Origin of the sequence: Streptococcus parasanguinis (assembly GCF_047463195.1) — a bacterium.
In the GTDB taxonomy this organism is placed as follows: domain Bacteria; phylum Bacillota; class Bacilli; order Lactobacillales; family Streptococcaceae; genus Streptococcus; species Streptococcus parasanguinis_R.
Genome location: NZ_JASHEI010000001.1, coordinates 206,101 through 228,377 on the forward strand (window position 1 = coordinate 206,101; position 22,277 = coordinate 228,377).

Here is a 22,277-nt window from a genome sequence, read left to right on the forward strand (position 1 = left end):
AATTATTATAAGTTTTCCTTATCAAGGGGGTTGAAGCATGAAAAAAGGTAAACTAGCAATTCTTTTAACCACCGCTGCTGTAATTGCGGGGGGTGTGATCATTGCTAGTCAAAAACAAAGCATCTTTTCAAATGACACTCAATCAAGTAAGCAACTTAGCGCTAGAGAGAAGCAACTGGCTTATTTAAGGGAACATGAAAAAGATATGACCGATTTTGTAAAATCTTTGAGTCCTAAAGTTAAAAGTGTCCAGTTTGATTGGGAGAGTATGGAAGTTGGTCAGGTAAGCAATGGAACACCTCAAGGCGGTGGCTATATGTTAACACTGCGAGGAAAGGTGAATCAGAATGAACAAACGAAATTTATGGTTGGCTTTTCTTTAGATAATGCTACCAGCACACCAAAGGAATTTGGAATTTATGAGATGCAACCCATAAGAATTTATAGGGATGGCGGTTGGTATTATTATGACTAATCGTCATTCAAAAGTCTTTATCTTGTTTTTTCGATCCTTACAAAAGAGTTAGCGAAGAATTGAGCAAAACAAGTTAAAGAATGGCCAAACTTCCTCGGCCTTTTCTTCTTGTACAAGTGAAAAAATCACCTCATTCGGCGTTGGTATCTTGAGCTGAATTATGATATAATAAGCCTATCGCATATTTTTAGGAGAATAAAAATGGATATTCAACGTGAAAAAGAATTTGTCAGCCAATACCACTATGACGCTCGTAATTTTGAGTGGGAAAAAGAAAATGGCATCCCTGAAACAAAAGTAGATGTAAACTTTCAATTGATCAATCGTGATCAAGAACAAAACACGACTTCTTTGATTGTCATCTTGAGCTACATGATCGTTTTTGACGGTTTTGTGATCAGTGGAACCATCACTCAAATCAACCACTTGTTTGGTCGTTATGTCAATGAACCAAGTGAATTCAGCAAAGACGAAGTGGAAGAATTGGCTCGTCCTTGCTTGAATATGCTCAACCGTTTGACTTATGAAGTCACAGAAATTGCCCTCGATTTACCGGGTATTAATTTGGAGTTTTAATCAATGAAATTAGCAGTGATCACGGATTCGTCTGCCTATTTACCGCAAGACGTGCTCCATCACGACGACTTATTTATTTTAGAGATCCCGATCTATATCGATGGGGAGTCTTATGTAGAAGGGAAGAACCTGACACACGATGAGTTCTACCAAAAGATGGCTGCGTCTAAGGAATTGCCAAAGACTAGCCAGCCGAGTGTTGCAGAGTTAGAAGAAGTCTTATCTGGTTTGACAGCTAAGGGCTATACGCATGCTATCGGTCTTTTCTTGTCATCTGGTATTTCTGGTTTCTACCAAAATATCCAATATTTGAAGGACGAATTCGAAGGCTTGACCGTCGAATTTCCGGACTCAAAAATCACCAGTGCTCCTCTAGGGATGATGGTAGAAGACTGCTTGAAATGGGCTGGTGAAGGCCGTTCCTTCGACGAGATTGTTGCCAATGTCCAACACCAGATTGATGGAACCTCTGCCTATATCATGGTGGATGATTTGAACCACTTGGTTAAAGGTGGTCGTCTGTCAAATGGGGCTGCCATTCTTGGGAACCTCTTGAGCATCAAGCCTATTCTTCATTTTAATGATGAAGGCGTGATTGAGGTCTTTGAGAAAGTCCGGACGGAAAAGAAAGCCATGAAACGCTTGGTAGAGATTGTTGTATCAGATATCGCAGATGGTCATTACCAAGTCTTTGTCATCCATGCCAATGTCCCTGAAAAAGCAGAAGCACTTCGCCAACTGCTCATCGAAGAAGGAGTGGAGGGTGACATTCCTTTTGCTACCTTTGGAGGGGTGATTGGGACGCACTTAGGTGACCATAGCTTAGCAGTCGGGTATATCCCCATCGTTTAAGGAGAATTCTATGTCAATTAAAGTCATTATCGCGGGTTTCAAGGGTAGAATGGGGCAAGCAGCCTACAAGATGGTTTCAGAAGATCCTGAGCTAGAATTAGCCGGCTTGATCGATCCATTTACTGATGAGACAGAGGTTGCAGGAGTCCCTGTCTTTAACCGCAAAGAAGATGTTGCGGGTCTAGAGGCAGATGTTTGGGTGGACTTTACCATGCCCAAGGTCGCTTACGAAAATACTCGCTTTGCAATTGAAAATGGCTTTGCGCCTGTTGTGGGAACGACTGGATTCACTCCTGAGCAGATCCAAGAATTGACAGACCTTTCACGTGAAAAGGATTTGGGTGGCTTGATCGCGCCGAACTTTGCCATTGGAGCTGTGCTCTTGATGCAATTTGCAGCGCAAGCAGCCAAGTATTTCCCGAATGTAGAAATTATCGAATTGCACCACGATAAGAAAAAAGATGCACCGAGTGGAACAGCAATTAAGACCGCTGAGTTGATCTCTGAGAAGCGCGAGAAGATCCAGCAAGGTGCAGCAGATGAAGAAGAGTTGATGCCTGGTGCAAGAGGGGCAGAGTTTGAAGGGATGCGCATCCATTCGGTTCGATTACCTGGCCTAGTCGCTCACCAAGAGGTGATTTTTGGTAGCCAAGGCGAAGGGTTGACTCTCCGTCATGATTCCTATGATCGTGTTTCCTTCATGACAGGAGTAAATCTAGGGATTAAAGAAGTTGTCAAGCGTCATGAGCTTGTTTATGGTTTGGAACACTTACTATGAGATTAGAAAAGATGCCTTCTGAGTTTCAGGAGGCTTTACCAATATTAGAGAAGATTAAAGCAGCTGGTTTTGAGGCCTATTTTGTAGGGGGATCTGTCCGTGATGCCCTCTTGGATCGTCCAATTCACGATGTCGATATCGCTTCCTCCTCATACCCAGAAGAGACCAAGGCGATTTTTGATCGAACAGTAGATGTCGGTATCGAACATGGGACCGTCTTGGTTCTTGAAAATGGTCAAGAATATGAAATTACGACCTTCCGGACGGAGGATGTCTACGTAGATTATCGTCGTCCGAGTTCCGTGTCTTTTGTACGCTCGCTAGAAGAAGACCTCAAGCGTCGTGATTTTACGGTTAATGCCTTTGCCTTAAATGAAAAAGGAGAAATTGTTGATCTCTTTCATGGACTAGAAGATTTAGAAAACAGGGTCCTTCGGGCAGTTGGGCTTTCTCATGAACGGTTTAACGAAGATGCACTCCGGATCATGCGAGGCTTTCGTTTTCAGGCCAGTCTCGGCTTTGAATTAGAAGAGGCGACCTTTGATGCCATGAAGGAGTGTGCTCCCTTACTAGAGAAGATTTCCGTAGAGCGTACCTTCATCGAGTTTGATAAACTCTTGCTTTCTCCATACTGGAGACAGGGCTTGGAGGCTATGCTGGCAAGTGGAGCTTATCACTATCTGCCAGAGATGAAGGATCGTAAAGAAGCGATCGAGCGTTTGTTTGACATAGAGCTGGAATATACCTTTTCAACTTCTGAGCAAGCCTGGGCTGCTTTGGTCTTAGCACTAGAGATTCAAGATATTCCAAAATTCTTTAAAAAATGGAAGACCTCTAGAGACTTTGCCAAGACGGTGGAGCAGATCGTGGAGATTCTTAAGCTCCGAGAAAAAGGAAGTCTAGACAAGCGTGCATGTTACAAGTATGAGAAGCGTTTGTTGCTAGTGGCAGAAGAGCTCCGGGAAGCCTATGCCTTGAGTGTGGATTATTTGGCCATTGAGCGCGTTTATGATAGCTTGACCATTCATGATAAGCATGAAGTGGTGGTCAATGGCGGTATGCTGATCAAGCACTACGGCTTTCAACCTGGTCCAGCTTTAGGAGAGATTTTGACAAAAATTGAATATGCCATTGTCGATGGGGAACTGGCCAATGAGAAAGAAGCCATCATCGCCTATATCCAACAAGCAAAAGAGGAGGAAAAATGAGCGATTTTATTGTCGATAAATTAACCAAATCTGTCGGAGATAAGACCGTCTTTCGTGAGATTTCCTTTATCATTCACGACTTGGATCGGATCGGATTGATCGGGGTCAATGGGACTGGAAAAACCACGCTGTTAGATGTGTTGTCAGGTCGCTCTGGCTTTGATGGAGATGTGAGTCCTTTTTCTGCCAAGAGTGATTATACAATTGGCTACTTGACGCAGGAACCTGATTTTGATGATCAAAAGACGGTTCTGGATACGGTGCTATCTAGTGATTTGCGTGAAATGCAGCTGATTCGCGATTATGAATACTTGATGGCGGATTACCGAGAAGAGAACCAAGCACGTCTTGAAAAGGTCATGGCGGAGATGGATTCGCTTAATGCTTGGGAAATCGAGAGTCAGGTCAAGACAGTCCTTTCTAAGCTTGGGATTGAAGACTTGAATGCCAAAGTTGGAGATCTATCTGGGGGCTTGCGTCGTCGGGTGCAACTGGCCCAAGTTTTGCTGTCTCACCACGACCTGCTCTTACTAGATGAGCCAACCAACCACCTGGACATTGATACCATCGAATGGTTAACCAATTTCTTGAAGAACTCTAAGAAAACCGTGCTCTTCATTACCCACGATCGCTATTTCTTGGATAATATCTCGACAAGAATTTTTGAGTTGGATCGGGCTAGTTTGATTGAGTATCAGGGCAATTACCAGGATTATGTCCGCTTAAAGGCTGAGCAAGACGAGCGTGATGCAGCCCTTCTTCATAAGAAGCAGCAACTCTATAAGCAGGAGTTGACCTGGATGCGGCGTCAACCTCAGGCGCGTGCGACCAAGCAACAGGCACGCATCAATCGGTTCCATGATCTCAAGCAAGACTTGTCTGGTCAAAGCAGCCAGACAGATTTGGAGATGAACTTTGAGACCAGCCGAATCGGAAAGAAAGTTATCGAGTTTAAAGATGTGAGTTTTGCTTTTGAAAACAAGCCGATTTTACAGGACTTTAACCTCTTGGTGCAAAACAAAGACCGCATTGGGATCGTCGGGGATAATGGCGTCGGCAAGTCCACCCTACTTAATCTGATCGCTGAGCGACTCCAGCCTCAGTCTGGGCAAGTCATTATCGGAGAAACCGTGCGGGTGGCTTATTTCTCACAACAGATTGATGGGTTGGATGAGAGCAAGCGCGTGATTAATTTCCTCCAGGAAGTTGCTGAGGAAGTGAAGACTACTGTCGGAACAACTTCGATCGCAGATCTCTTGGAGCAATTTCTCTTCCCACGTTCTATGCACGGAACCTTGATTGAAAAACTCTCCGGTGGGGAGAAGAAGCGCCTCTTTCTCTTAAAACTCTTGATTGAAAAACCCAATGTGCTTCTCCTCGATGAGCCAACCAATGATTTGGATATCGCAACCTTGACGGTTTTGGAAAACTTCCTTCAAAACTTTGGAGGTCCCGTCATTACCGTTAGCCACGACCGCTATTTCCTAGACAAAGTGGCGAGCAAGATCCTGGCTTTTGAAAATGGGGGCATTCGTGAGTTCTTTGGCAATTATACGGATTACCTGGATGAAAAAGCCTTTGAAGCAGCTCAAGTAACAGCCAGTCACAAGGTTGAAAAAGAGAAACCTGTTAAGCCAAAAGAAGAGAAGAAGCGCATGAGCTACATGGAAAAGCAGGAGTGGGCGAGTATTGAAGCAGATATCGAAGCCATTGAAAATCGGATCGCAGAGATTGAAGTGGAGATGAATGAAAACGGCTCTGACTTTGGCAAATTGTCAGCCCTTCAAAAGGAATTGGATCAGGAAAATGAGCGATTGCTTGAAAAGTACGATCGCTATGAATACCTGAGCGAATTAGATGAATAAGGAGGCACTATGAATCAATTGAACCGGATATCCCTTGGGATTTCAGCTACTATTTTTACCATTATTGGTATCGTCTTGTTTATCAATCCGATTGAGCACATTGGCTCGTTTAGCTGGTTGATTTCCTGTGGTTTCTTTTTAATCTCCCTTTCGCGTTTTTCACGCTATTACCGATTGCGTCAGGCTGGTATCATTCAGCAGCAACAGCTCTTTCACAGTATGGTCGCTTTGGTTTTTGCGGTCTACTTACTGCTCTATGGCTACAAAACCTTGCCGATTGTCTTTCCCGTTACTTTAGGAATTTGGCTGATCTACCGTTCGATTTTAAACTTCCGAAAAGCAAATTTCTACTCGAGGAAGGTTGAGGAACTGTCCAAGCGTTATATTTTCTTTGCCTTGCTACAACTCTTTATTGGATTGTTCTTAATCGTTAGTCCACTCTCGATAAGTGTCTTTCTATTAAATATTATTGGCTTGATTTTCCTCATTCTAGGATTTCAATCCTTTAGTCTCTTGTTAAAAAGTTAAGAAAAGTTACGTGCAAACCTTTGCGTTTGATAAAAAGTCTGATATAATAGATCTGTAAGTGTTTACAAGTTTGAAAGGAGTTACAGATGTCTAAAAAAATTATTGGGATTGACCTTGGGGGAACTTCAATTAAGTTTGCTATCCTCACTTTGGATGGGGAAGTTCAAGAAAAATGGTCTATTAAAACAAATATCTTGGATGAAGGTAGCCATATCGTAGATGATATGATCGAATCCATCGCGCATCGTTTGAAAATGCTTGAGCTTGATGCTTCTGAATTCCAAGGAATTGGAATGGGTTCACCTGGTGTCGTTGACCGTGAAAAAGGTACAGTTATCGGTGCCTACAACTTGAACTGGAAAACTCTTCAACCAGTCAAAGAAAAGATCGAAAGTGCCCTTCATATTCCATTCTTTATCGATAATGATGCCAACGTTGCTGCTTTGGGTGAACGTTGGAAAGGGGCTGGTGAAAACCAACCAGATGTCGTATTCATGACACTTGGTACAGGTGTCGGCGGTGGTATCGTCGCTGAAGGTCGTCTCTTGCATGGTGTACGTGGAGCTGCTGGTGAGCTTGGTCACATCACGGTTGACTTTGATGATCCAATCCAATGTACCTGTGGTAAAAAAGGCTGTCTTGAAACGGTTGCCTCAGCAACTGGGATCGTTAACCTCACTCGTCGTTACGCCGATGAGTACGAAGGGGACTCTCAATTGAAAGTCTTGATCGACAACGGTGAAGAAGTGACAGCTAAAACAGTCTTTGATCTAGCAAAAGAAGGCGATGCTCTTGCATTGATCGTCTACAGAAACTTCTCACGCTACCTTGGACTTGCTGCAGCCAATATTGGTTCAACCTTGAACCCATCTAAGATCGTTATCGGTGGTGGGGTATCTGCGGCTGGAGACTTCCTCTTGGATGGCGTGCGCAAGGTCTTTGAAGAAAACTCATTCCCACAAGTACGTGAATCAACCCAATTGGCGCTTGCTACATTGGGAAATGATGCGGGTGTCATTGGTGCCGCATCTCTAGTATTACAATAAGATTAAAAGGAGATTTGCCTCTCCTTTTTTTCTATGTCCTATGATATAATGAAGGCAAAACTGGATTCAAGGAGAGTATATGACAAAAGCAGATACAATTTTCAAAGAAAACATTCGAAAAATCATGGAAGAAGGTGTTTGGTCTGAACAGGCCCGACCTAAGTACAAGGATGGCAGAACGGCCAACTCCAAGTACATCACGGGAGCCTTTATGGAGTTTGACCTCTCAAAAGGCGAGTTTCCTATCACGACCCTTCGTCCCATCGCGATTAAATCAGCCATCAAAGAGATGCTCTGGATCTACCAGGATCAGTCGAATAGCTTAGATCTGTTAGAAGACAAGTACAATGTCCACTACTGGAATGACTGGGAAGTAGGGGATAGCCGTACCATCGGTCAGCGCTACGGAGCTGTTGTCAAAAAGCATGACATTACGAACAAGATCCTCAAGCAATTAGAAGCCAATCCTTGGAATCGCCGCAATATTATTTCCCTCTGGGATTATGATGCCTTCGAGGAGACGGAAGGACTCTTGCCCTGTGCTTTTCAGACCATGTTTGACGTACGGCGCGTGGATGGAGAGATCTATCTAGATGCAACCTTGACCCAGCGTTCGAATGATATGTTGGTAGCTCACCATATCAATGCCATGCAATATGTAGCCCTACAGATGATGATTGCCAAGCACTTTGGCTGGAAGGTTGGGAAGTTCTTTTACTTCATTAATAACCTTCACATCTATGACAATCAATTTGAACAGGCTGAAGAGTTACTCCGTCGGGAGCCTTCAGATTGTCGGCCACACTTGGTTTTGAATGTACCAGATGGAACCAATTTCTTTGACATCAAACCAGAAGATTTTGAACTGGTCGATTATGATCCAGTGAAGCCACAATTGAAGTTCGATCTTGCCATTTAGTAATAAATCAAGGTTTTTTGATACCTTGATCAATTGGTAAAATCCTTTTAGAATTAAAACAATTTTAGCTAAAAATTTTTACTCATTTTTGAGTCAATATGTTTTGAAAATCGTTCGGATTTTGTTAAAATAGATAAGGTTTGTAAAAACTAAACAATTTTAAAAAGAATGTTAATTTATAGATAAATATGGAGGTCCATTAGATGGGGAAAGACTTATTTAATGATCGTATTAGCAGATTCTCAATTCGTAAACTGAATGTGGGGGTTTGCTCAGTACTATTGGGAACACTTGTTATGGTTGGTACAGCAGCAAGTGCAGCTGCCGATGAAAATAAAGATACGACTAGTGAGAGTGCAGTAGCTGTTGCGACAGCATCAGAGGCGCCTGAAGCGTCTACAGCTACAGCAACTTCAGCAACATCAACTGCACCAGCTACATCGACTTATGATGCAAACCCAGTCGTCACTGCACCAGCATCATCAACTGCTGCAGCATCAACAAGTGCTGCTTCAAGCACAAGCACAGCTGCATCTGCAACTTCAACTGCTCCAGCAACATCAAACACTGCAGCGACACCAAGTTTAGAGGTTGCTACGCCAGCAAACAATGCTTCAGAAGCAGCTACAACAAGTGCAGATAAGAAGGAAGAAACAACTCTTTCAGCTGGACAAGGTGTACCAACAAGCAATACAGTAGCAACAGAAGAAACAGCTCAAACTTCTGGTAAACGTCGCAACCGTCGTTCTATCGGAGATCCAAACGATCCAAACCTCATCGCAGATGATGTCCAAGATGCCACTTCAACTCCAAAGGTAGAAAAACCAGGCTTTACAACAAATATCAAAGCTACAGACTTGGCCAGCCAAATTTCTTGGTTGGACTTTGGCGATACAGCTAGCTGGACAGGAACGACGACAACATCAAAAGGTGACCTTGCTCTCCAGGTCGGCGCGACCTACACCAAGGAAATCATGCCTGGCTATGTGGTCAAGATCAAGGTTAAATCCTTAAAACCCTTCCAAGCGACAGAAATTTACAAAAAGCGTTTAGAAGAACGAGGAGCAACAGAAGCAGAAAAAGCAACCTATGATCCAAATGCTAAGAACGGATATATAGGAACAACTACTAGTGCTGCAACTAACAAAGCATTTAATAATGGTGAAGAAGCTAAAATTATTGCCGAAGCTCAAACCAGATGGTCAGAAATAATAGGTGAAGGCATCAATACTGGCACTAAAAAAACAACCATCAGTTCCGAGTTTGATGGTGGCAATATTGGTGTTCAGTTTGAAATTTCTGCTACCTTCCGTGGCAAAGCCGTAAAACCTGCTGTAGTCATGGCAGATGGTGAGTCCGCTAATCCTGGTGAATCGGTTATTTTCACCACAAACGGAGAAGGTTGGCAACAAATTGGGGAGTGGTATAAATATGGAAGAAGATCTACTAAAACCTTTATTCCACAAGATACAGACAATTTATTTGGCCCAAATCCTACCTTTAATATAGAAGGTACGAATTACTATTCGACGAACCTTAACCTACTTAAACGTGCAAATGAAGTGGGGCCAGATAAAAAAGCGGTTGCTTGGAAGTACTTTGGAAGTGCTGATTTAACAACTGGAGGCCTCGGAACAGGGGTCTTCGGGCCAAATATTTCTGCAGGTCCTTCTGCCGTTCCTCTTGTTATGACAAAAGGAGCTTCTGAAGTTGGTCTTTACATTGCTTCAAGTGGTAAACAATCAGCCATGCTTGGATTCTTCCCGCTCGATGAAGGGGATGCACCAGCGTCTTATGGGAAGGCTATCCACTCTATCGCAACCGTTGATGGAGTGAGTGGAAAGGTAGTCAATCAACCTTACCTCGGTCACTTGAGCCCAGATATGGATGAAAACAACACCCTTGATTGGACGGGTGATGACAAGGCGACCACTGCGGATGAAGGCATCGACCAATTACTTCCAAATGATCTCAAAGGAAAAACTAATGAGCTGATCAAGATGGACCGGACACGTCCAGGTAATTACACCATTTCAGTGGAAGCTCATACGGGTGGAGCAGCAAAAGCTAACATCTATGGTTGGATAGATTTCAACCAAAACGGAACCTTCGATGAAGATGAACGGTCTGATTTAACAACCATTACTCAAGATGGAACGGCTACGTTAAGCTTTACAAAGAGTAAAACCTATATTGATCCTAGTGTTAAGGAATTAGGGGTACGGTTACGAATTGCTAAGGATGCTGATCAAATCGAGAGTCCGACAGGAATGGCCTTTTCAGGGGAAGTTGAGGACTTCAAGACTCAAATCACCCACCCACCTAAAGGGGAATTCAAAGAAACAACTGGTCTTCAAGGGGCGAAGCAAACTGCAACTGTAGCCTTTACCGCTCGTGGTTTGCAAGGCTATAGCCTAACTGAGCCAGCAAAAATTGATGAAACAGTAGCTCCACAAATGATAGATAACCGTACAGGGCAAGTCGTTACACCTGGCGCAGATGGCTACTATGCTGTAGCTGGTCAAGGGAAGTACAAGATCACTCCAAACGGAACTTCTGTGGATGTTGAGTTCATTCCTGAAGATCACTTCCTTGGAACAGCGGATGGTATCTCTATTCGTCGTACAGACAGCAATGGCTACGATACGGGTTGGTCAACAAAATTCCCAGCCGATGAAGCCAATGTCGATACTGCCATCAATACCATGGACGGTCTATACATCCCAACAGTTACACCAACGGAAATTGAAGGGGTAGATAAGACTTCATCAGATGTCCAAGGTGCGACTCAAACTGGTACACCTACCTTTAACACAACTACAACGAATGCTAATGGCGAAAAGATCTCTGTCACTCCAAGCTTGGAATACCCTGCTAAATTGGTGGATCCAGCGACTGGTCAAGTAACCAATGCAACCTCTGTAACAGTAGCAGGTGAAGGAACATACAGCATTGATGATGCTACTGGTAAAGTAACCTTTGTTCCAGAACCAGGATTCACAGGTACAGCTCAAGGTGTTACTGTATCCGTAACAGCACCTGTCGGAAGAGATAAAGACGGTACCGTCCGTGATGAATACCTTAAGACAGCAACCGCTAAGTACACACCAACTGTAACACCTATCACAGTGACTCCTACAGACAAGGTTTCTGAGGATGTTCAAAATGTTCCTCAAACACAAACACCAACCTTTGATTTGAGTAATGATAAGACTGCTGAAATCACTAGTAAGAAATTGGTGGATCCCGCAACTGGTCAACCGACTGATGAAACAACTGTGACAGTAGCAGGAGAAGGTAGCTATACAATCGATCCTACTACAGGAGCGGTGACCTTCACACCTGAAAAAGACTTCGTTGGAACTGCAACTGGTGTGACAGTTCAAGCAACTGCAACGATTACCAATGCGAACGGTAAGACAGCAACCATCACTTCAGATGCGACCTACACACCAACTGTTGTGCCAGCAGTTCCAACTGCAAACCCTGCAACTTCTAAAGATGTTCAAGGTGCAACTCAAACTGGTACACCAACCTTTGCAGGAACTACTGTTCAAGTAAATGGTGAAGATAAAGCTATTACCATTAAAGACAATAGCTACACATTGCTAGATAAAGATGGTAACGAAGTTTCAAGCACACCAGCCTTTGCTGAAGATGGTACAACTGAAATTGGTACTTTCTCTATTGATCCAGCAACAGGTCAAGTAACTTTCACACCAACAGACAAATCATACACTGGTAAAGTCACCCCAGCTAAGGTTCAAGCTGAAAGCTCAAACGGTATCAAGGTGGATACAACTTACACACCAGAAATCGTTCCAGTAACCCCAACAGCAACACCAGCTGAAACAACTGATATCCAAGGTGCTACTCAAACAGGTAAACCTGAATTCAAGGGTGGAACTGTAACGGTTGATGGCGTTGAGAAGACTGTTGAAATCAATGAAGCTGTTCCAGCAACATTTGACGATGGTTCAACAACTAAGAAAGTTGAAGGTGTTGGTACCTACACAGTAGCAGCAGACGGTACTGTTACATTTGTACCAGAAAAATCATTCGTCGGAACTGCACCAGCTGTAACAGTGGTTCGTGAAGATAAGAACGGAACCAAAGCTTCTGCAACTTATACACCAACTGTGACTCCAGTAAAACCAACTGCGAAACCAGTTGAAACGACAGATATCCAAGGTGCTACACAAACTGGTAAACCTGTATTTACTGAAGGCGATAGCCGTGTGCCAATCAACGAAGATGTTCCAGCAACATTTGACGATGGTTCAACTACCAAGACAGTAGATGGCGTTGGTACTTACACAGTAGCAGCAGACGGAACTGTTACCTTCGTTCCAGAGAAATCATTCGTCGGAACTGCTCCAGCAGTGACGGTTGTTCGTGAAGATAAGAACGGAACCAAAGCCTCTGCAACTTATACACCAACTGTATTACCTGTGACTCCAACTGCAACTCCAGCAGAAACAACTGACATTCAAGGTGCAACTCAAAAAGGTAAACCTGAATTCAAGGGTGGAACCGTAACAGTTGATGGCGTTGAGAAAACAGTAGAAATCAATGAAGATGTTCCAGCAACATTTGACGATGGTTCAACTACCAAGACAGTAGAAGGCGTTGGTACTTACACAGTAGCAGCAGACGGAACTGTAACCTTTGTCCCTGAGAAATCATTCACAGGTAAAGCACCAGCCGTAACTGTTGTTCGTGAAGATAAGAATGGAACTAAAGCTTCTGCAACGTACACACCAACTGTAACTCCAGTAACACCTACTGGGACACCAGCTGAAACAACTGATATCCAAGGTGCTACACAAACTGGTAAGCCTGTATTTACTGAAGGCGACAGCCGCGTGCCAATGAACGATGATGTTCCAGCAACATTTGACGATGGCTCAACTACCAAGACAGTTGATGGCGTTGGTACTTACACAGTAGCAGCAGACGGAACTGTAACCTTTGTTCCTGAAAAATCATTCACAGGTAAAGCACCTGCCGTAACGGTTGTTCGTGAAGATAAGAACGGAACCAAAGCTTCTGCAACTTATACACCAACTGTAACTCCTGTCACACCGACAGCGACACCAGTTGAAACAACAGGTAAGCAAGGTCAAACCCAAACAGGTAAGCCTGTATTTACTGAAGGCAACAGCCGTGTGCCAATGAACGATGATGTTCCAGCAACCTTCGATGATGGTTCAACAACTAAGACAGTTGATGGCGTTGGTACTTACACAGTAGCAGCAGACGGAACTGTAACCTTTGTTCCTGAAAAATCATTCACAGGTAAAGCACCAGCCGTAACAGTTGTTCGTGAAGATAAGAACGGAACTAAAGCTTCTGCAACTTACACACCAACTGTAACTCCAGTAACTCCAACTGCAACACCAGCTGAATCTACTGGACCTCAAGGTCTTGTTCAAACTGGCACTGTAACCTTCACTGAAGGTGATGAAGTAGCTCCAATTAACAAGGATTCGATTACTCTTCTTGATGAAAATGGTCAACCAGCAGCATCAGTAGAAGCGAAATCACCAGCAGGTGATGTGATCGGTACATACACAGTTGATAAAGACACAGGTGTAGTTACTTTCACACCAACAGATAAATCTTACTCAGGTGATGTGGTTCCAGTTAAGGTTCAGGCAGCTGATGCAAATGGAACTACAGTTGAAACAACTTATACACCGAAGATTACTCCGGTTGTTCCAACTTCTGAAGATGCTACATCGACAGATATTCAAGGTCAAACACAATCTGGTAAACCAACCTTCACGGAAGGCAATCCAAATGTTCCAATCGATGAAGATACTCCAGCTACCTTCGAAGATGGCTCAACCACTAAGACAGTAGATGGTGAAGGAATATATACTGTTGCTCCAGATGGAACCGTAACCTTCGTACCAGAAAAATCATTCACTGGAACTGCTACAGGCGTAACAGTGAAACGCGTGGACAAGAACGGTACTGAAATCACAGCTAAGTACACACCAACTGTGACACCAGTAACCCCAACAGCAACACCAGCTGAATCAACAGATATCCAAGGTGCAACTCAAACTGGTAAACCTAAATTCACCGAAGGTGACAGCCGTGTACCTATGAACGATGATGTTCCAGCAACCTTCGATGATGGATCAACTACGAAGACTGTAGATGGTGTTGGTACATACACAGTAGCAGCAGACGGTACAGTAACCTTTGTACCAGAAAAATCATTCGTTGGAACTGCACCAGCCGTAACAGTGGTTCGTGAAGATAAGAACGGAACAAAAGCTTCTGCGACTTATACACCAACCGTAACACCAGTTACACCAACTGCAGAAGATACAACATCTACTGACAAACAAGGTCAAACGCAAACAGGTACACCAACCTTCACACCAGGTAATCCAAATGTTCCAATGGATGATGATACACCTGCAACATTTGAAGATGGCTCAACAACCAAGACTATTCCTGGTGAAGGAACTTACACTGTTGCTCCAGACGGAACCGTAACCTTTGTTCCAGAAAAATCATTCACAGGAGAAGGTACAGGCGTAACAGTTAAACGTGTCGATAAGAACGGTACTCCAGTTACTGCTAAGTACACACCAACTGTGACACCGGTAACACCAACAGCAACTCCAGCTACATCAGAAGCACCTCAAGGTGTGGTTCAAACTGGAACAGTAACCTTCACTGAAGGTGACCCAGTTGCACCAATTGACAAAGATACCATTACTCTTCTTGATGAAAATGGTCAGCCAGCAGAATCTGTAGTTGCTAAATCACCAGAAGGTAAAGAAATTGGTACTTTCACAGTTGATAAAGAAACAGGCCTTGTAACCTTCACACCAACTGATAAATCTTACTCAGGTGATGTGGTTCCAGTTAAGGTTCAAGGTAAAGATACAAACGGAACAGTTGCTGAAACAACTTACACACCGAAGATCACTCCAGTTGTCCCAACTGCTGAACCTGCAACGTCTACAGATATCCAAGGTAAAACACAAACAGGTACACCAAGCTTCACACATGGTAACCCTGCAATCCCAATGGATGATGATGTGCCAGCAACCTTTGAAGATGGTTCAACTACGAAGACCATTCCAGGTGAAGGAACTTACACAGTTGCTCCAGACGGAACAGTAACCTTCGTACCAGAAAAATCATTCACAGGAACAGGAACAGGCGTGACTGTTAAACGTGTAGATAAGAACGGTACACCAGTAACAGCTAAGTACACACCAACTGTAACACCAGTAACACCAACTGCAACTCCAGCAGTATCTACTGATGTGCAAGGTGCAACTCAAACAGGCAAACCAATCTTCACTGAAGGTGACAGCCGTGTACCAATGAACGATGATGTTCCAGCAACATTTGACGATGGTTCAATTACGAAGACAGTTGAAGGTGTTGGTACTTATACTGTAGCCCCAGACGGAACAGTTACATTTGTACCAGAGAAATCATTTGTCGGAACTGCACCAGCAGTGACAGTGGTTCGTGAAGATAAGAACGGAACCAAAGCTTCCGCAACTTATACACCAACAGTAACTCCTGTGACTCCAACAGCTGATCCTGCAACATCTACAGATATCCAAGGTCAAACACAAACTGGTAAACCAAGCTTCACGCCTGGTAACCCAAGTGTACCAATGGATGATGATGTACCAGCAACCTTTGAAGATGGATCAACTACTAAAGTTATTCCAGGAGAAGGAACTTACACCGTTTCTCCAGACGGAACTGTAACCTTTGTACCAGAAAAATCATTCACAGGAACAGGTACAGGCGTAACCGTGAAACGTGTTGATAAGAACGGTACATCAATTACCGCTACTTACACACCAACAGTAACACCAGTTACACCAACTGCAGAATCAGTTACTTCAATTGGTAAGAAGGGTCAAACCCAAACAGGCAAACCAACCTTCACAGAAGGTGATAGCCGTGTACCAATGAATGATAAGGTTCCAGCAACCTTTGAAGATGGTTCAACTACGAAGACAATTCCAGGTGTTGGTACTTACACAGTAGCAGCAGACGGAACCGTAACCTTCACACCAGAACCTGAATTCACTGGAACTGCACCAGCTGTAACAGTGGTTCGCGAAGATGTGAACGGAACCAAAGCTTCCGCAACTTACACACCAACTGTCCTTCCAATCACTAAGTTTGTTGATAAAGAAGGTAAGGAAATCCCAGGATATCCTACAGTTGATGGAGAAGAACCAAAAGCTGAAATTCCAGGTTACCGCTTTGTGGAAACGAAGAAATTGCCTAATGGTGATACAGAACACGTCTATGAAAAAGTTACGACTTCATATGTAGACGAAAATGGGGACCCAATCCCAGGTAACCCAACAGAAGATGGGGAACAACCGAAGAAGGATATCCCAGGTTATGACTTCGTGAAGACTGTTGTAGATAAAGATGGAAACACTCAACATATCTACAAGAAGACTGTGACACCAACTCCAATGCCGGATCCAACTCCGACACCAGAGCCACAGCCACAGCCTACTCCACAACCGCAACCAACACCACAACCACAACCTACTCCACAACCAAAACCAGAAGAACCAACGATTCCTGTCGTTCCAGAAGCGAAAGAAGAAGTGAAGTATATTGATCCACAAAATCCTACTGCACAACTTCCAAACACAGGAACAAAAGAATCTTCAACTGCTGGTCTTGCAATCTTTAGTGCTTTAGCAGGTCTCTCATTATTCGGATTTGCAAAACGCAAAAAAGAAGACTAAGCTAACTTGTGGCTAAGAAAAACCGCGAAAATCTCGCGGTTTTTTCTGTTTGTATTTAAAAAAATATCCTCCAAACTAGATAGTTGAAATCAGTCTTTTATAAGAAAATTTGATAAAATAGAAGTATCAGTGTAAAGGATGAGAGAATGAAAAAGATAATTGGTATCTGGGCTCAGACTGAAAATGGCATTATTGGAAAAGACCAAGTGATGCCTTGGCATCTGCCTGCTGAGCTTCAGCATTTCAAAGAAACAACCATGGGACAAGCCATTCTCATGGGAAGAGTGACCTTTGATGGTATGAAAAAACGGGTTCTACCAGGTCGGACTAGCATTATCTTAACGCAAGATCAAGCTTATGATCCTGAAAACGATGCTGTACTCGTCATGCACAGTAAGGAAGAAGTCTTGGAGTGGTATCAGAAGCAAGAGAAGAATCTTTATATTATTGGAGGCAGTCAGATTTTAAGGCTCTTTTCTGACCAGTTAGAAGAGTTGATCCAGACCATGATTCATGCGGATATTGATGGCGATACATTGGCACCGAGATTTGAAGAGAATCGCTATGAAAGAGTCCGTCAAGTCCATCATCCAAAAGATGAGAAGAACCCCTATGATTTTACGGTCAACTATTATAAGAGAAAGGATTTAGACTAATGGAGCGAAGTGTCTTTGGTTTTTTTACAGCTGTCCTATGTGTCATCTGTTTGATTTGCGCCTTACAAACCTTTCGTAAAAAACGGTTCGGCCTCGCTATTTTATTCTTACTAAATGCTTTTACCAATCTTGTGAATTCCATTCACGCCTTTTACATGACCTTATTTTAAACTAAATAGAAACAGAAAATGACAGAAAGAGGAAATACATGCCAACGAATCAAAATAATGATATGATGGTTTATTGTTCATTTTGCGGAAAGAGTCAAGATGAAGTCCAAAAAATCATTGCAGGAAACAACGCGTTTATCTGTAATGAATGTGTAGAGTTAGCACAAGAAATTATTCGCGAGGAGCTAGCAGAAGAAGTTCTTGCAGACCTTAGTGAAGTTCCAAAACCAATCGAATTGCTCAATATCTTGAACCACTATGTCATCGGTCAAGATCGCGCCAAGCGTGCCCTTGCTGTAGCGGTATACAACCACTACAAACGCATCAACTTCCATGATACGCGCGAAGACGAGACAGATGTTGAATTGCAAAAATCAAACATCCTCATGATTGGTCCTACTGGTTCAGGTAAGACTTTCTTGGCCCAAACCTTAGCACGTAGCTTGAATGTCCCATTTGCCATTGCAGATGCAACAGCCTTGACAGAAGCTGGTTATGTGGGAGAAGACGTTGAAAACATTCTCTTGAAACTTCTTCAGGCAGCTGATTTCAACATCGAGCGTGCTGAACGAGGCATTATCTATGTCGATGAAATCGATAAGATCGCTAAGAAAAGTGAAAATGTCTCTATCACACGTGACGTTTCTGGTGAAGGGGTACAACAAGCCCTCTTGAAGATCATCGAAGGAACCGTCGCTAGTGTCCCACCTCAAGGGGGACGTAAACACCCTCAACAAGAGATGATCCAAGTGGATACCAAGAACATCCTCTTCATCGTAGGTGGGGCTTTTGACGGGATCGAAGAAATTGTCAAACAACGTCTCGGTGAAAAAGTCATCGGTTTTGGTAAGAACAATAAAGCTATTGATGAATCAAGCTCTTACATGCAAGAAATCGTGGCAGAAGATATTCAAAAATTCGGGATTATCCCAGAATTGATCGGACGTCTTCCAGTCTTTGCGGCCCTTGAGCAATTGACAGTTGACGACCTTGTCCGTATTCTGAAAGAGCCACGCAATGCCTTGGTAAAACAATACCAAACCTTGCTTTCTTATGATAATGTTGAATTGGAATTTGATGATGAAGCCCTTCAAGAGATTGCTAATAAGGCCATCGAAAGAAAAACAGGAGCTCGTGGACTTCGTTCGATTATCGAAGAAACGATGATGGATGTCATGTTTGAAATTCCAAGTCAAGAAAATGTCAAACTTGTTCGAATTACAAAAGAAGCTGTAGATGGAACTGAAAAACCAATTCTCGAAACAGCCTAGAAAGATAAAATATGGAAATTAACACACATAATGCGGATATCCTCTTAAGCGCTGCAAATAAGAGTCATTATCCTCAAGATGAGATTCCAGAAGTTGCACTTGCCGGTCGATCCAATGTCGGCAAGTCTTCTTTTATTAATACTCTCTTAAATCGAAAGAACCTGGCCAGAACATCTGGGAAACCAGGAAAAACCCAATTGCTCAATTTCTTCAATATCGATGATAAACTCCGTTTGGTAGACGTACCTGGTTATGGCTATGCACGAGTCTCGAAAAAAGAGCGCGAGAAGTGGGGGCGGATGATCGAAGAATACCTTACTAGTCGTGAGAACTTAAAAGCAGTCGTTAGCCTAGTCGATTTTCGTCATGAACCTTCTGCAGATGATGTTCAGATGTATGAGTTCTTAAAATATTATGAGATTCCTGTGATCTTAGTTGCTACCAAGGCAGATAAGATTCCGCGTGGAAAATGGAATAAACATGAATCGATTATCAAGAAAAAACTAGATTTTGATCCAGCTGACACCTTTATTGTCTTTTCTTCGGTCACCAAAGAAGGACTAGAGAAGTCATGGGATGCTATTTTAGAAAATGCGTTTTACGAAATAAATTGAAATGACATGAAAATGTCATTTTTGTTTTGGATTTATCTCGCAATTGTAATACAAGTGTAATATAAGTGCCTTTGTTTTCTTCTATTTATATGGTATAATCTCTATAAAGATAAAAGATGATAAAAAATTAATTGGAGATAAATTGTATTATGAAAAAGAAAATACGGAATAAAACGAAATTATTTGGTTTGTTCGTTTCTGTATTAGCAGTGGGGACATTTGCTGCTGCTATGAGCGAGCACGTCACATCAGTTGGTGCTAATGATGGAACTTACCAAGCTTATTCAGACCCTACTGAAGCTTTCATCTCACAAATTGGTGAGTCAGCTCGTCAGCTCGGTCAAGAGAATGACCTTTATGCTTCCGTTATGATCGCACAAGCCATTCTTGAAAGTGGATCAGGTCAGTCTGGCTTGTCTTCTTATCCGCATTACAACCTTTTCGGGATAAAAGGAAGTTATGCTGGTCAATCTGCAGTAATGCAAACTTGGGAAGATGATGGTGCTGGAAATGCCTATACGATTAATGACGCATTTCGTTCTTACCCATCTTACTACGAATCATTGCAGGACTACGTAGCTGTTTTGAAACAAGGACATTTTGCAGGTGCATGGAAGAGCAACACCTCTAGTTATCAAGATGCAACAGCAGCTTTGACAGGTGTTTATGCGACAGACACAAGCTACTATGCAAAACTTAATAACATCATTGAAACTTATAATTTAACTCAATACGATTCACCAAATGTTCAAGGTGGTATTACAGGTTCGGTATACAATCCATATCGTCAACAGTTCACTTCACAAGAAATCTTGAATTTGGATATCGCTTGGGCAAACCGTTTGAATTATTAAAACTAAAACAGGCAGATGCCTGTTTTTTTATTTGTTTTTAGCACACAGTGATATTCGATATAAAACGTATATGATGAAAAGTTAAGAATTCTTCCTGAAAACCTTTTCAAACTTTTCTCTCTATGATATAATGATTTTGTTCACAAACATTATATAAGGAGAATAGTATGTCTGAATCTAATTTTATTCAAAAAGTTGGAGCGGCGTGTAATAAGAAGGAAGATCTCTATCAGAAATCTAAAACGCGCTATGCAGTCCGTTCTATTTTTGCTGGAGGATTTCTTACTTTAAGTACGGCGGTCGGAGCAGTTGCAGCTGACTTATTAAATACCTTTGTACCTGGATCTGGTCGTTTTCTATTTCCATTCATCTTTGCCTGGGGTTTGGTATACCTCTTATTCTTAAATGCGGAATTAACCACCTCAAATATGATGTATTTGACGGCGGGGACCTATCTAAAGAAAATTAATTGGAAGAAAGCGCTGGAAATTCTTCTTTATTGTACCTTCTTTAATTTAATTGGTGCTTTAATCGTCGCTTTTCTTTTCAATCAAACAACTGCCTTCGCACATATCGATCCAAAAGGATTCCTAGCTACGGTGGCAGAAAATAAACTCCAACGAAGCAATCAAGTGGTTTTCTTTGAAGGGGTTATTGCCAATATCTTTGTAAATATTGCTATTCTTTCTTATTTATATTTCAAAGATGAAACAGCCAAGGTGCTCTTAGCCCTCTCTGCTATTTATATGTTTGTCTTTATGACCAATGAACACTTGGCTGCAAACTTTGCTTCCTTCTCATTATTGAGCTTTAATTCAGTTTCTAGCCAATTGCCACATTTTGAGTTTTTAAATATTTTACGTCACTATAGCGTAACCTTCTTTGCCAACTGGGTAGGAGGAGGAGTCCTAATGGGACTAGCCTATGCTTGGTTGAATAATATCAAGAGTCTTTATAACGATTAAAAAATATAAAAAAAGTTTGCAAAAGTACTTGCATTCTTTTTTTATATATGATAAACTAATCTACGGTTTGAAAAAACTGCCTAAGACAGTAGGGGAGCTCGACTCATAAAGATCCTACCGAGGACAAAACGTATCAATTAAAAGAAGCGTATTGTACTTTCGTGTCTAGGTTTGGGCGCGTTTTTCTTTTGGAAAAATTCCCCAAGCAAAATAATTACGGAGGTGAACACACTAATGAGTGAAGCAATTATTGCTAAAAAAGCGGAACTTGTTGACGTGGTAGCTGAAAAAATGAAAGCTGCTGCATCAATCGTCGTTGTAGATTCTCGCGGTTTGACAGTTGAGCAAGATACAGTTCTCCGTCGCAACCTTCGCGGAAGCGAAGTTGAGTTTAAAGTTATCAAAAACTCAATCTTGCGTCGTGCAGCTGAAAAAGCTGGTCTTGAAGATCTTGCATCTGTATTCGTTGGACCTTCTGCAGTAGCATTTTCTAACGAAGATGTTATCGCACCTGCGAAAATCTTGAACGATTTTGCAAAAGACGCTGAAGCACTTGAAATCAAAGGTGGTGCAATCGAAGGCGCTGTCGCATCTAAAGAAGAGATTCTTGCACTTGCAACTCTTCCAAACCGCGAAGGACTTCTTTCTATGCTCCTTTCTGTACTTCAAGCGCCAGTGCGCAACGTTGCTCTTGCAGTCAAAGCGGTTGCAGACAACAAAGAAGACGCAGCTTAA

General features: G+C 42.5%; 16 protein-coding genes and 1 other annotated feature. All 16 genes read left to right on the top strand.

Features of this window, described 5'->3' with window-relative positions; translation table 11 throughout:
- The first annotated feature begins 37 nt into the window (after positions 1-37).
- The 16 genes from QM870_RS00990 to rplJ all read left to right on the top strand — a co-directional run bounded on the left by QM870_RS00990 (position 38) and on the right by rplJ (position 22,277).
- A complete protein-coding gene (locus QM870_RS00990; RefSeq protein ID WP_414368148.1) occupies positions 38-475 on the top strand; it encodes a hypothetical protein in 438 nt (145 codons plus the stop codon).
- A 201-nt stretch (positions 476-676) separates the two neighbouring features.
- Positions 677-1,051: a DUF1149 family protein gene (locus tag QM870_RS00995; protein ID WP_003001888.1), complete on the top strand. Its 375-nt coding sequence runs from the start codon at positions 677-679 to the stop codon at positions 1,049-1,051.
- Between the two features lie 3 nt (positions 1,052-1,054).
- On the top strand, positions 1,055-1,903 hold the full coding sequence (locus tag QM870_RS01000; protein WP_003007460.1) for a DegV family protein: 849 nt from the start codon (positions 1,055-1,057) through the stop codon (positions 1,901-1,903).
- 10 nt (positions 1,904-1,913) lie between these two features.
- The gene (dapB, locus tag QM870_RS01005; protein WP_414368151.1) at positions 1,914-2,681 is read left to right on the top strand and encodes a 4-hydroxy-tetrahydrodipicolinate reductase; all 768 of its coding nucleotides are present in this window, start codon (positions 1,914-1,916) and stop codon (positions 2,679-2,681) included.
- The gene (locus QM870_RS01010; RefSeq protein WP_414368154.1) at positions 2,678-3,889 is read left to right on the top strand and encodes a CCA tRNA nucleotidyltransferase; all 1,212 of its coding nucleotides are present in this window, start codon (positions 2,678-2,680) and stop codon (positions 3,887-3,889) included. The genes dapB and QM870_RS01010 overlap by 4 nt, the downstream gene beginning before the upstream one ends.
- Positions 3,886-5,754 (top strand): ABC-F family ATP-binding cassette domain-containing protein, encoded by a 1,869-nt coding sequence (locus QM870_RS01015; protein WP_414368156.1) that lies wholly within the window; start codon positions 3,886-3,888, stop codon positions 5,752-5,754. Before QM870_RS01010 ends, QM870_RS01015 begins: the two co-directional genes overlap by 4 nt.
- Before the next feature lie 9 nt (positions 5,755-5,763).
- Positions 5,764-6,282: a hypothetical protein gene (locus QM870_RS01020; protein WP_024055631.1), complete on the top strand. Its 519-nt coding sequence runs from the start codon at positions 5,764-5,766 to the stop codon at positions 6,280-6,282.
- Positions 6,283-6,368: 86 nt separating this feature from the next.
- Entirely contained in the window at positions 6,369-7,328 is a 960-nt protein-coding gene (locus QM870_RS01025; RefSeq protein ID WP_049493019.1) for an ROK family glucokinase, read from the top strand.
- Positions 7,329-7,407: 79 nt separating this feature from the next.
- Positions 7,408-8,247 carry a thymidylate synthase gene (locus tag QM870_RS01030; RefSeq protein ID WP_070465999.1) on the top strand — a complete coding sequence of 280 codons (840 nt, stop codon included), beginning with the start codon at positions 7,408-7,410 and terminating at the stop codon, positions 8,245-8,247.
- Positions 8,248-8,450: 203 nt separating this feature from the next.
- Entirely contained in the window at positions 8,451-17,012 is an 8,562-nt protein-coding gene (locus QM870_RS01035) for a CshA/CshB family fibrillar adhesin-related protein (protein ID WP_414368159.1), read from the top strand.
- Positions 17,013-17,158: 146 nt separating this feature from the next.
- Positions 17,159-17,668, top strand: coding sequence for a dihydrofolate reductase (locus QM870_RS01040; protein ID WP_021153282.1), 510 nt, complete (start codon positions 17,159-17,161; stop codon positions 17,666-17,668).
- Between the two features lie 208 nt (positions 17,669-17,876).
- The gene (gene clpX, locus QM870_RS01045) at positions 17,877-19,109 is read left to right on the top strand and encodes an ATP-dependent Clp protease ATP-binding subunit ClpX (RefSeq protein WP_003007442.1); all 1,233 of its coding nucleotides are present in this window, start codon (positions 17,877-17,879) and stop codon (positions 19,107-19,109) included.
- Positions 19,110-19,120: 11 nt separating this feature from the next.
- A complete protein-coding gene (gene yihA, locus QM870_RS01050; RefSeq protein ID WP_070662235.1) occupies positions 19,121-19,723 on the top strand; it encodes a ribosome biogenesis GTP-binding protein YihA/YsxC in 603 nt (200 codons plus the stop codon).
- 149 nt (positions 19,724-19,872) lie between these two features.
- Positions 19,873-20,577, top strand: coding sequence for a glucosaminidase domain-containing protein (locus tag QM870_RS01055; RefSeq protein WP_021153281.1), 705 nt, complete (start codon positions 19,873-19,875; stop codon positions 20,575-20,577).
- A gap of 167 nt (positions 20,578-20,744) precedes the next feature.
- On the top strand, positions 20,745-21,542 hold the full coding sequence (locus QM870_RS01060; protein WP_049472301.1) for a formate/nitrite transporter family protein: 798 nt from the start codon (positions 20,745-20,747) through the stop codon (positions 21,540-21,542).
- Between the two features lie 61 nt (positions 21,543-21,603).
- Positions 21,604-21,738: a sequence feature (ribosomal protein L10 leader region), on the top strand.
- 38 nt (positions 21,739-21,776) lie between these two features.
- Positions 21,777-22,277, top strand: a complete 501-nt coding sequence (gene rplJ, locus QM870_RS01065; RefSeq protein ID WP_003001722.1) for a 50S ribosomal protein L10 — start codon at positions 21,777-21,779, stop codon at positions 22,275-22,277.